Genomic DNA, 12,197 nt, shown 5'->3' on the forward strand with positions numbered 1-12,197 from the left:
GATCAGCCGACCGCGGACAGGGAGATCAACTGTCCGCCACCAAGGAGACCTACTGTCCGCACAAAGGGAAGTCCCACTGTCCCTTGACAGGATGCCGCGCACCCACCGGTCGACCCACGAGGAACCTCGCCGGGTCGAGGTGAAACCGCACCGGATGCCGCGCACCCACCGGTCGACCCACCAGGACCCCCCCGGGGGCGAGGTGAAACTGCACCGGATGCCGCGCACCCACCGGTCGACCCACGAGCACCCTCGCCGGGTCGAGGTGAAACCGCACCGGAAGCCGCGCACCCACCGGTCGACCCACCAGGACCCCCCGGGGTCGAGGTGATAACGCACCGGATGCCGCGCATCTACCGTTCGACCCACGTGGAACACCGCGGATGCCGCGACGCGCCTGGGTTGTTCACCTTCCGTTCATCTTCCGTCCACCGTGGGTTACCCTTGAGGTGAACGAACGGTGAACGACCGAGAGGAGGGCCCGATGAAGAAGGCAGCCCCGCCCACGACCCGGACCGGCCTGGCGATGCGCTGGGTCCCGGTCGCGACGAACGGCCGCGTGCGCATGGAGATGCGCTGGAGCGCCCCACCCGTGATCAGGCGCCGTCCGGCCTGAGCGCGTCACGCCCGACGAGGGCCCGCACCCGTGGGGGGCGGGCCCTCGTTCATGGGGACCGGGCCCTCGGTCGTGGGAACCGGCCCCTCGTTCGCGGCCACTGGGCCCTCGTTCGCGGGACCCCAACCCTCGGCCGTGGGAGCCGGCCCCTCGCTCGTGGGGAGCGAGCCCTCGTCGGTCCGGCCCGCCGCCCTCGCACCCCACACCCGGGACAGGTACCGCAGGTCGGCGGCGACGTCCTGCCGGTACCGCGCGTACTCGGCGTCGAAGGGGGTCTGCGCGTGGTAGGCGCGGATCGAGGTGTCGAGGACGACGACGAGCTCCCCGGCAGCGCGGCTGAAGAAGTCGGCGTGGTCGACCATCCGGATGCGTGGGTCCCACCGGACCCTCCCGACGGCCTCGGTGCGCGCGAGGTAGACCTGCTCGATCTTGTACCGCACCGGCAGGCCGCAGACGAGCTCGCCCCACGGTCGCAGCGGCTCCCGGTGGCCCGCGAAGAGCGCGTCGGCGTCGAAGTCGTGGGCCATCCACCGCGGCAGCTCGACCCGCAGGAACCCGACCACGTCGATCTCGGGACACGACTGCAGGCGCCGGCGCGCGGCATCCACGTCGGTCGCCCGGGTGAAGACGATGTCGTCGTCGGTCACGAGCACGAACTCGGTGCCGACAGCGTCGAGCGCGGCGTTGCGGCCCACCGACACCCCCGAGTTGAACGGCAGCGCGATGACGTCGACCCCGGGCTCGGGGAACGTCATCGGCGTGGCGGAGTCGTCGGCGACGACGATCCGGCCGTCGAAGACGGTGCGCGCCGACCGCACGAGGCGCCTCGCGATGTCCGGGCGCTGGAAGGTCTTGACGGCCATCGTCACGGTGCGCGCGGTCTCGGCCCTCGTGGAGGGGTCGGAGCGCTCCCCGGTGACCCGGTCGAGGGCGCGCACCCCCCGGACGGCGGCGGCCGTGGCCCCGCGGTATGCGAGCCGCAGCGGGGCGCCCCCGCGCCCGAGCATGACCCGCTTCACCCGCCTGGCGTCCACGGCACCTCCTCCACCGGATGCAGTATGCCGTGCGCGAACCCGCCCGTCGGTGGGAGCCTGTGGTCGTGAGTGAGGTCGTGCCCGTCGTCGCCGTGCTCGGGCGGGGCGTCGTCGACGCCGCCGACCCCGTGCTCACCGCCGACGACCTCGGCCTGACCCGGGGCGACGGCTGCTTCGACTCCGCCCGGGTCGTCACGGCGCCGTCGGGCGCGGCCCGGGTCGTCGACCTCGACGAACACCTCGCGCGGCTCGCGGCCTCCGCCGCCGCGATGGCCATCGACCCCCCGACCCACGAGCAGTGGCGGCACCTCGTCACCCAGGCCCTGGCCGCCTGGTCGACGCCGGGCGAGGCCGTGCTCAAGCTGCTGCTCACCCGCGGGCGCGAGTGGCGGCCGAGCGGCTCGACCGCCATCGTCACGATCACCCACCGCGGGCCCGCGCTCCCGACCACGCGCGGCGGCGCGCACACCCCGCCGCGCAGCATCACGGCGGTGACCCTGAGCCGGGGCCACCCCTCCGACGCCTTCACCGACGCGCCCTGGCTGCTGGGCGGCATCAAGACCCTGTCGTACGCCGTCAACGCCGCCGCCACCCGCGAGGCACGGCGGCGCGGCGCCGACGACGTCATCTTCACGACGACCGACGGCTTCGCCCTCGACGGCCCGACCTCCGGGCTCGTCGTGGCCCGCGACGGGGTCCTCACGAGCACGCCGACGGGTGCCACCGGCATCCTCGAGTCGGTCACGGTGGCCGCGATCCTCGAGGCCGCCCGCGGCGACGGGCTGGGCGCCGCGTACGACCTCGTCCCCGTCCCCGACCTCTACACCGCGGATGCCGTGTGGCTCGTGTCGTCCGGGCGCGGCCCGGTGCTCGTCACGGTGCTCGACGGCCGGGCCCTGCGCGTCGACGACGACCTCGCGGCCAAGGTGTCGCGCTACGCCGGGTTCTGACACGGCGAGGGGCCCGCACCGGGTGGTGCGGGCCCCTCGTCGATGTCGGCCGGATCAGGCGTCGGCGGGAACGCTCTCGCCGGAGGCCTCACCCGAGGCCTCGCCCGAGCCGTCGCCGGAGCGCTCGCCACGGCCGCGGTTGCCACCACGGCGGCGGTTGCGCGGGCGACGCTCGCCGCGCTCTCCACGCTCGCCGCGCTCCGCGTGCTCATCCCCGTCGCCACGGGCCTCGCCCGCACCGTCGGAGTGGTCGGCGTCGGCGGTCGGTGCCGGGGCGGCAGCCGCCGGCGCGGCAGCCGCCGGGGCGTGCTCCTCGCCGGTCTCGCCCTCGGCGAGCACGGCGGCCAGCGACAGCTTGCCGCGCGGGTCGATCTCCTTGAGCTCGACCTGCACCTTCTGGCCGACCGCGAGCACGTCGTCGACGTTGTCGATCCGCTTGCCGCCGACGAGCTTGCGCACCTCGGAGATGTGCAGGAGGCCGTCCTTGCCGGGCAGGAGCGAGATGAACGCGCCGAAGGTCGTCGTCTTCACGACGGTCCCGAGGAAGCGCTCGCCGATCTCCGGCATCTGCGGGTTGGCGATGGCGTTGACCATCGCGCGCGCCGCCTCGGCCGACGGGCCGTCGGTGGCGCCGATGTACACGGTGCCGTCGTCCTCGATCGAGATCTGCGCGCCGGTCTCGTCCTGGATCTGGTTGATCATCTTGCCCTTCGGGCCGATGACCTCGCCGATCTTGTCGACCGGGACCGTGACCGCGATGACGCGAGGAGCGTACGGGCTCATCTCGTCGGGCGCGTCGATGGCCTCGTTCATGACGTCGAGGATGTGCAGTCGCGCGTCGCGGGCCTGGGTCAGCGCGCTGGCCAGCACGTCGGCGGGGATGCCGTCGAGCTTGGTGTCGAGCTGGATGGCCGTGACGAACTCACGGGTGCCGGCGACCTTGAAGTCCATGTCGCCGAACGCGTCCTCGGCACCGAGGATGTCGGTGAGGGCGGCGTACTCGGTCCTGCCGTCGACCTCGGCCGACACCAGACCCATCGCGATGCCGGCGACCGGGGCGCGCAGCGGCACACCGGCGTTGAGCATCGACAGCGTGGACGCGCAGACCGAGCCCATCGAGGTCGAGCCGTTGGAGCCGAGGGCCTCGGACACCTGGCGGATCGCGTAGGGGAACTCCTCGCGGGTCGGGAGCACCGGCATGAGGGCGCGCTCGGCGAGCGCACCGTGGCCGATCTCGCGACGCTTCGGCGAACCGACGCGGCCGGTCTCACCGGTCGAGTAGGGCGGGAAGTTGTAGTTGTGCATGTAGCGCTTGCGGGTGACCGGGCTCAGGGTGTCGAGCTGCTGCTCCATGCGGAGCATGTTGAGCGTCGTCACCCCCATGATCTGGGTCTCGCCACGCTCGAAGATCGCGGATCCGTGCACGCGCGGCAGCACCTCGACCTCGGCCGAGAGGGCGCGGATATCCGCGAGGCCACGGCCGTCGATGCGCACCTTGTCCTTGAGGATGCGCTGGCGGATGAGCTTCTTCTGCACGGCACGGAAGGCGGCGGAGACCTCCTTCTGGCGGCCGTGGAACTCGCCGACGATGCCGGCGTCGTGGATGCCGTCGCTGTCGCCGACGAGCTTGAGGTGCACGGCCGACTTGATCTCGTCGAGGCGGTCCTCGCGCTCGGTCTTGCCCGGGATCTGGAGAGCTTCGGCGAGGTCGGAGGCCGTCTCGGCCTCGACCGCGGCGTAGACGTCGTCCTCGTAGTCGAGGAAGACGGGGAACTCCTGGACCGGCTTGGCGGCGGTGGCGGCGAGCTGCTGCTGCGCCTCGCACAGCACCCGGATGAACGCCTTCGAGGCCTCGAGGCCCTGGGCCACGACCTCCTCGGTCGGGGCGGTCTTGCCCGCGGTCTTGACGAGGTCCCACGTCTGCTCGGTGGACTCGGCCTCGACCATCATGATCGCGACGTCGTCACCGGCGATCCGGCCGGCGACGACCATGTCGAAGGTGGAGCGCTCGGCATCCGAGAAGTTCGGGAAGGCGACCCACTGGTCGTCGATGAGGGCGACCCGGACGCCACCGATCGGGCCGGAGAACGGCAGCCCCGAGATCTGCGTCGAGGCGCTCGCGGCGTTGATCGCGAGCACGTCGTACTGGTGGTCGGGGTTGAGCGCCAGGACGGTGATGACGACCTGGACCTCGTTGCGCAGGCCCTTGGTGAAGGTCGGGCGCAGCGGGCGGTCGATGAGGCGGCAGGTGAGGATCGCGTCGGTCGACGGGCGGCCCTCGCGACGGAAGAACGAGCCGGGGATCTTGCCCGCGGCGTACATCCGCTCCTCGACGTCGACGGTCAGCGGGAAGAAGTCGAAACCCTCGCGCGGGCTCTTGCCGGCGGTGGTCGTGGACAGGAGCATCGTGTCCTCGTCCAGGTAGGCCGCGACGGCGCCGCCGGCCTGCTTCGCGAGCCGGCCGGTCTCGAACCGGACGGTGCGGGTGCCGAAGCGGCCGTTGTCGATGACGGCCTCGGCGCTGGTGATCTCAGGACCCTCCATGGGTCCTCCTTTTCTCTTGTTCCGAAAGCCCTCGTGCATCGTCGTTGTGCACGGGCTTGTCCAACGGGCGGTGCCGGGACGGCATCCACCCCTCACGCGAAAGAGGCGGCCCTCGCAGTGAAGGCCGCCCCTCGCGGAAGTGTTATCGGCGCAGGCCGAGGCGCTTGATGAGCGAGCGGTAGCGCTCGACGTCGACGCTCTCGAGGTAGCGCAGGAGCCGGCGGCGCTGGCCGACGAGCAGCAGCAGGCCGCGGCGGCTGTGGTGGTCGTGCTTGTGCTGGCGCGAGTGCTCGGTGAGGTCCTTGATCCGCTGGGTGAGCAGCGCGACCTGCACCTCGGGAGAGCCGGTGTCGCCCTCGGTGGTGGCGTACTCGGCCATGATCTGCTTCTTGACGTCCGTGCTCAGGGGCATGGGGCGACGACTCTCTTCCTTTGGTTTCGCTGCGCGGCGCTCCCGGGCTGGTTCACCGGGGCTCTCTGGATCCGCGGCCGGTTCTCACGGCAGTGCTCAAGGCTACCAGCGGGCGCCCTGCCCCCATAATCGCGTGAGCGGCGGCGTTCTAGGTCGGTCGCATGGGCCGAACGGCCCGATTTCGCCCGAATAGTCCGCAGGGCCGGGCGGTGCCGCGATGCGCGGTCTACTCTGCCGGTTGGGGCCACCTTGAGATGACCTGCCGAGAGTCGCGAGACAAGAACCGAGGAGAGTCACATGAGTCCGACCAGACGAGGAGCGTTGGCGGCTGCGGTCGCCGGGTCGCTCCTGCTTCCGATCGGTGTCCTGACGAGCGGGGTCGCTTCGGCGTCGGCCGCGCCTGCCGCCGTGAGCGCCGCCTTCGCGTCCACCGGGCTCGTTACCCCTGACACGCCGACTGTGGACATCACGCTGCCTCAGGGTGTGACCGCGGCAGAGATCGCCAAGGACCCGGAGACCACCGGTGTGACGATCGCCGTGGACTCCCCCGACGACAACCTCGACTACCCGGCCTTGGGTGGCGGAGAGATCAAGGGCAGGGGCAACTTCACCTGGACGCTGAAGAAGAAGCCCTATCAGATCAAGCTCAAGGATGCTGCGCCGCTTCTGGGCATGGACTCTGCCAAGACCTGGATCCTGCTCGCGAACCACGCCGACGCCTCACTGATGCGCAACAAGATCGCCTTCGACCTTGCTGGCGACATCGGCATGCCCTTCTCCCCGCAGTCCAAGTGGGTCGACCTGCGAATCAACGGCGACTACATGGGCAACTACCTCCTGACCGAGAAGGTGGAGGTCAAGGCCAACCGCGTGGACCTCTCCGATCCCTCGGCTGTCATCGCCGAGCTGGACAACAACTATGGCACCGCCGAGGACTACTACTTCCGCAGCACGGCCAGCAAGACGGTGTACACCCTCAAGGACCAGAAAGGCGCAGTGCCCTCGACGGTCGGAGACTGGAACGAGTCGGCCAAGACACAGGCCACCAAGGTCGGGTGGGATGACATCAAGAAGGACATCAACACCCTCGACGCGCTCCTGGACCAGTCGACGCCGGACTGGGCGGCGATCAGCGACCTCATCGACGTGGAGTCGTTCGTGAAGATGTACCTCGTCCAAGAGCTCACCATGAACATCGACGCTGCCAACTCGAGCCTGTACTTGTACAAGAACGGGACGAGCGACAAGCTGCACGCCGGACCCGTGTGGGACTTCGACATCACCCTCGGCAACTACAGCCGCGGCGAGGGCTCGGACACGAAGTCCGAGTTCGTCAAGAACCTCGACGTGCTGCGCAGCACGGCGAGCCCGCTGTGGGACGACCTCTTCCGGAACCCGGACTTCGTCAAGCAGGCGAACGCGGTGTGGACTGAGGACGTCGCCTACCACGCGAGCAAGCTGCCCTCGAAGATCGACGACTACAAGGCGACGGTGGCCCTCTCGGCGGCCAACAACTTCAAGCGCTGGTCCATCCTGGGCACCCCGAGCCTCCTCGGCAGCAGCGGGGGCACCTACGCGTCCAGCTACAGCACGGAGGTGAGCGACCTCAGGAGCTGGGTGGCCTCCCGCCAGTCACACCTGCGCAAGGCATACGGTGACGTCCCCGTGCTCCAGTACAGGGCGCATGTCCAGAGCCTGGGTTGGCTCCACAGGGTGAACACCGGGCAGATCGCCGGGACCGTGGGACAGGCGCGGCGACTCGAGGCGTTCTCCCTCGCCAAGCTCACCTCGCCCGCGGCGGGAAGCATCCAGGCCAAGTCACACGTCCAGAGCATCGGGTGGTCGAGCTCGTGGCGCAGCACGGACCTCGTCGGCACCACAGGACGAGGGCTCCGCCTCGAGGCCTTCCAGCTGCGACTCACCAGCGGCCTCGCCACGAGGTACAACATCTCCTACCGGGCCCACGTGCAGGGCATCGGCTGGCAGCCCTGGGTCACCAACGGCGCGACGGCCGGCACGACCGGGCAGGCCAAGCGCGTCGAGGCTGTGCAGGTGCGTATCCTCGAGAAGACCTCGCCGACCCCCGTGGCCCCCACTCCGTGAGGCCATGACCGTGTGACACGCCGCACGACCGTGTGACGCCGCACCGGCGACGAGGCTCGATGAGAGGGCTCTCGGCGCCGGTGCGGTCCATGAGGAGCGGTGAGCTGACAACGCACGGCCAACCACCAGGAATGGCCGAAGACCGGGAGTAACGCGAATTGGGCGGCAGCACGGGCCGGGTGCGTTCTTGGACACGACGCACGAACGGACGGTCCAACGTTCTTCGGTTCGTCCCCGAAGCGGTGTTGGCCTTGGGCGTTGCAGGCGCCCTGACCGGCTGGGCGGTCCTGGCCTCCCCCGTCGGCTCACCCATGGTGAAGACCCCGCCGGAAACAACACGGGTCGCGCCGACGACCCTCGCGCTCATCGCCGACTTCGGCAACTGCGGCCCCGGCGCGGCGCGGGTCGCCACGATGGTCGACGCATGGGCCGTCGACGCGGTCGCCACGGCCGGCGACAACACCTACGACGACGACCCGGGCTGTACGCCCTTCACCGAGTCGGTGGGCGACTACTACGACTCCTACGTCAACGACCCCGACGGGCCGCGCTTCTGGCCGGCGCTCGGCAACCACGACTACGAGGACCCCAACGCCGGCCTCGCCAAGTACCGCGACTACTTCACCTACCTCAGCACCGAGGCCGACGCCCAGCAGCGCTGGTACGACGTGACGGTGGGCGGCATCCACCTCTTCGTCCTCGACAACGACGCACCCGACGCCGACCTGGCCGCCCAGCGCACCTGGCTGCGCGAGCGCCTCGCGGCCTCACGCGCCGCGGACCCCACGACCTGGAACGTCGTCGTCTTCCACCGGCCGGCGTTCACGTCCGCGTCCCACCCGGACGAGGTCGCGATGCGGCCCGACGCCGGCTGGGACTACCGCGGCTGGGGTGCCGACATCGTCATCGCCGGCCACCAGCACGTCTACGAGGACGTTGTCGTCGACGGCATGCACTACGTGACCGCCGGCATCGCGACGAACGGCCTCGAGCGCGGCGGCTGCGACGCCGAGCTCACGACCGGCAGCCGGCTGTGCCGCGAGGGCGTCGAGGGTGCCCTGCGCATCGTGGCGACCGCGGCCTCGCTGACCCTGGAGTACCGCCAACCGGGTGACGGGTCCGGCACCGTGCTCGACACGATCGGGCTGACCCGGTGAACAGCCCACACCGGATGCCGTACCGCCCACACCGGATGCCGTCCCGCCCACACCGGATGCCGTCCCGGGCCCGGCGGGCGCTCCTCCCCCTCGTCCTCGTCGCCGCGCTCGCCGGCTGCGCCGCCGCCGCCGAGACCCTGCCGACGCCTGGCGCGACGCTCCCGGCATCCCCGGTTGCGCCGACCACCCTCGCGGTGGTCACCGACGTCGGGAACTGCGACGAGGGCTCGGCCCGGGTCGCCGACATGGTCGACGGCTGGGCCCCGGAGGCGATCGTCACGGCCGGTGACAACACCCAGGGCACCGAGGGCTGCACGCCGTACACCGACTCCGTCGACGACTACTACGGCGAGTACGTCCGTGACCCCGCAGGCCCACGGTTCTGGCCGGCCCTCGGCAACCACGACCACGAGAACAAGGGCGCCGGGCTGGCGGCCTACCTGGCGTACTTCGACTACCTCAGCGCCGACGACGACCCGCAGCGCCGCTGGTACGACCAGCAGCTCGGCCCGGTCCACGTCTTCGTGCTCGACAGCGAGGCCTCCGAGGCCGACCTCGCCGCCCAGCGCACCTGGCTGCGGGGCGCCCTGGCCACGGCGCGGTCCGCCGAGCCGCGCACGTGGAACGTCGTCGTGTTCCACCGGCCGGCGCACTCCTCCGGCTCGCACGGCCCGTTCGAGCCGATGAGCGAAGCCGCGGGGTGGGACTACCGCGGGTGGGGCGCCGACATCGTCCTCGCGGGCCACCAGCACCTCTACGAGGACGTCGTCGTCGACGGGCTGCACCACGTGACGGCCGGTGTCGGGGCGAGCGAGATCGCCCGACCGTGCCCCGACACGCTCGTCGACGGCAGCCGCCGGTGCGTCGACGGCCCGGGCGCCCTGCGCCTCACCTCGACCCCGGCCACCCTCCTGCTCGAGTACCACCAGCCGGTCGACGGCGGCTCGACGGTCGCGGACGTCATCACCCTCACCCGCTGACCGCTGCGTGGCGCCGTCGCGCCCCCCGCCGGGCTGGCAACCGCCGTCGCGCCGGGGAGGCGCCGGCCTCGGGTGGCGCCGCCCGCCCTCCGTCGTTATGGTGCTGTGACGGACGACACACAGAGGACGTCATGGCCACGTACGAGTTCAACTGCGCCGAACACGGTGTCCTGACGGTCTCGGTGCCCATGGCGGAGGTCACCTCCACGATCCCCTGCCCGTCCTGCGGTGAGCCCGCTCGCCGCCGGTACACGGCACCCGGTCTCGCACTCGGGGATGCCGCGGCACGCCGCCTCATCGAGGCGACCACAGCGACCGCCCACGAGCCTGCCGTGGTCCGATCACCGACCGGCGCCCCCGTGCGACGGTCCGGGGCGCGCCCACTCGCGGACCCGCGGACGGCACGCCTTCCCGCACCCTGACCTGAGCATCGGGGTACCGAACCGCTCAGGTGGATCGGAGGTCCATGGGCAACGTCGGTCTGCTCTACGTCGGCGCCGTCCTGTTCATCAACGGCTGCGCCCTGCTGGGCTGGGTGCGCGGCAACGGAGCCGTCCCGCTCAACATCTTCGTCGGGCTGCTCCAGGTGCTCACCCCCACGTTCCTCATCTTCACGGCGAACGGTGACACGAACGCCATCTTCAACGCCTCCGGCCTGTACCTCTTCGGGTTCACCTACCTCTACGTCGCGATGAACACGATCTGGGGGTTCGACGGGACCGGCCTGGGCTTCTTCTCCCTCTTCGTGGCCATCGCAGCGGTCGCGTACGCAGCGGTCAACGTCATCGAGTACGAGAACTACGCCTTCGGCGTCATCTGGCTGCTGTGGGCCTACCTGTGGTGGCTGTTCTTCCAGCTGCTCGGTCGCGACCGGGAGGGCCTGACCGCGTGGACCGGCGCCGTCGCGGCGATCGAGGGCTGGACCACCGCGGCCATCCCGGCCTTCCTCCTCCTCACGAGCTGGTGGGATGCCGTTCCCAACGCCGCCTGGGCGGCCATCGTCGCCGTCCTCACGCTCGGCGGCTTCGTCGTCGCCCGATCCCGCCTCGGCGCCCGCGCCGCGGCCATGGCCTGACCCCCACCCCGTGCGCGGCGACCCCGCCGCCGACCCGTAGGAGAGACACGACATGCCCGAGCTGATCTTCCCGCTGGACTCGACCAAGAAGTTCACCGACCAGAAGTACCTCGGCCACAACCGCTGGCACCCCGAGGTCCCGGCCAACGTCCACGTCAAGCCGGGTGACTCGTTCCGGATGCACTGCCGCGAGTGGTTCGACGGTGCGATCGTCAACGACGACTCGGCCGACGACATCCTCAACGCACCGCTGAAGACCGTCCACGTCCTGTCCGGGCCGGTGGCCGTCGAGGGGGCCCAACCCGGTGACCTGCTCGTCGTCGACATCCTCGACGTCGGGCCGATCCCCCAGGAGGACAGCGGTCCGCTCGCGGGCCAGGGCTGGGGCTACACGGGCATCTTCGCCACCCAGAACGGTGGCGGCTTCCTGACCGAGCAGTTCCCCGACGCGTACAAGGTCATCTGGGACTTCACCGGCGGGGTGGCCACCTCGCGGCACGTCCCCGGGGTGTCCTTCGTCGGCATCGTCCACCCCGGCCTCATGGGCACGGCGCCCTCCGCCGACCTGCTGGCCCGCTGGAACGCCCGCGAGGCGGCCCTCATCGCCACCGACCCGGACCGCGTGCCGCCCCTGGCCCTCCCGCCCGAGCCGGAGCACGCCATCCTCGGCACCCTCCCGGAGTCCGAGTACGCCCGCGTCGCCGCCGAGGCCGCGCGCACCGCCCCGCCGCGCGAGAACGGCGGCAACCAGGACATCAAGAACTTCACGAAGGGATCCCGGGTCTTCTACCCGGTGTTCGTCGACGGGGCCAACCTGTCGATGGGCGACCTGCACTTCTCCCAGGGCGACGGCGAGATCACCTTCTGCGGCGCGATCGAGATGGGCGGGTTCATCGACCTGCGCGTCGACCTCATCAAGGGCGGCATGGACACCTACGGGGTCTCCGAGAACGCCATCTTCATGCCGGGCACGACCGACCCCCGGTTCAGCGAGTGGCTCGCCTTCTCGGGCACCTCGGTCACCCTCGACGGCGAGCAGCGCTACCTCGACTCGCACCTGTCCTACCAGCGGGCCTGCCTGCACGCGATCGACTACCTCACGAAGTTCGGCTACTCCCCCGAGCAGGCCTACATGATCCTCGGGGCCGCGCCGATCGAGGGCCGCCTGTCCGGCGTGGTCGACATCCCGAACTCGTGCTCGACGGTCTACATCCCGACGTCGATCTTCGACTTCGACGTGCGCCCGTCGGCCAGCGGTCCCCACCAGGTCGACCCCGGCATGGGCGTGCCGAAGTCGTCGTTCTGACCTGCTGAGCCGTCTCCGCA

At 70.8% G+C, this 12,197-nt stretch carries 11 protein-coding genes; 8 read left to right on the forward strand and 3 right to left on the reverse strand.

What is annotated here, in order from left to right:
- Window positions 1–484 precede the first annotated feature (484 nt).
- Window positions 485–616, forward strand: a complete 132-nt coding sequence (locus ABD899_RS11895; protein ID WP_345206149.1) for a hypothetical protein — start codon at window positions 485–487, stop codon at window positions 614–616.
- Between the two features lie 5 nt (window positions 617–621).
- On the opposite strand, the gene ABD899_RS11900 is transcribed toward ABD899_RS11895, so the two are convergent.
- On the reverse strand, window positions 622–1,650 hold the full coding sequence (locus ABD899_RS11900; RefSeq protein ID WP_345206153.1) for a glycosyltransferase: 1,029 nt from the start codon (window positions 1,648–1,650) through the stop codon (window positions 622–624).
- 65 nt (window positions 1,651–1,715) lie between these two features.
- On the opposite strand from ABD899_RS11900, the gene ABD899_RS11905 reads away from it, so the two are divergent.
- Window positions 1,716–2,600 carry an aminodeoxychorismate lyase gene (locus tag ABD899_RS11905; protein ID WP_345206155.1) on the forward strand — a complete coding sequence of 295 codons (885 nt, stop codon included), beginning with the start codon at window positions 1,716–1,718 and terminating at the stop codon, window positions 2,598–2,600.
- A gap of 54 nt (window positions 2,601–2,654) precedes the next feature.
- Here ABD899_RS11905 and ABD899_RS11910 read toward each other — a convergent pair whose 3' ends face one another.
- Window positions 2,655–5,144, reverse strand: coding sequence for a polyribonucleotide nucleotidyltransferase (locus tag ABD899_RS11910; protein ID WP_345206157.1), 2,490 nt, complete (start codon window positions 5,142–5,144; stop codon window positions 2,655–2,657).
- 142 nt (window positions 5,145–5,286) lie between these two features.
- Window positions 5,287–5,556: a 30S ribosomal protein S15 gene (gene rpsO, locus ABD899_RS11915; protein WP_345206160.1), complete on the reverse strand. Its 270-nt coding sequence runs from the start codon at window positions 5,554–5,556 to the stop codon at window positions 5,287–5,289.
- Window positions 5,557–6,039: 483 nt separating this feature from the next.
- On the opposite strand from rpsO, the gene ABD899_RS11920 reads away from it, so the two are divergent.
- From ABD899_RS11920 to fmdA, 6 genes are all read left to right on the forward strand, one after another.
- On the forward strand, window positions 6,040–7,659 hold the full coding sequence (locus ABD899_RS11920; protein WP_345206162.1) for a CotH kinase family protein: 1,620 nt from the start codon (window positions 6,040–6,042) through the stop codon (window positions 7,657–7,659).
- Window positions 7,660–7,970: 311 nt separating this feature from the next.
- Entirely contained in the window at window positions 7,971–8,816 is an 846-nt protein-coding gene (locus tag ABD899_RS11925; protein ID WP_345206164.1) for a metallophosphoesterase family protein, read from the forward strand.
- Between the two features lie 35 nt (window positions 8,817–8,851).
- Entirely contained in the window at window positions 8,852–9,796 is a 945-nt protein-coding gene (locus ABD899_RS11930; RefSeq protein WP_345206166.1) for a metallophosphoesterase family protein, read from the forward strand.
- Between the two features lie 131 nt (window positions 9,797–9,927).
- Entirely contained in the window at window positions 9,928–10,218 is a 291-nt protein-coding gene (locus ABD899_RS18945) for an FmdB family zinc ribbon protein (RefSeq protein ID WP_425474963.1), read from the forward strand.
- Window positions 10,219–10,262: 44 nt separating this feature from the next.
- Complete coding sequence (locus ABD899_RS11935; protein ID WP_345206169.1) at window positions 10,263–10,871, forward strand: AmiS/UreI family transporter; 609 nt, start codon at window positions 10,263–10,265, stop codon at window positions 10,869–10,871.
- Window positions 10,872–10,923: 52 nt separating this feature from the next.
- A complete protein-coding gene (gene fmdA, locus ABD899_RS11940; protein ID WP_345206171.1) occupies window positions 10,924–12,177 on the forward strand; it encodes a formamidase in 1,254 nt (417 codons plus the stop codon).
- The last annotated feature ends 20 nt before the right edge of the window (window positions 12,178–12,197 follow it).

It is taken from the genome of Fodinibacter luteus (genome assembly GCF_039541575.1).
GTDB classification, from domain to species: domain Bacteria; phylum Actinomycetota; class Actinomycetes; order Actinomycetales; family Dermatophilaceae; genus Fodinibacter; species Fodinibacter luteus.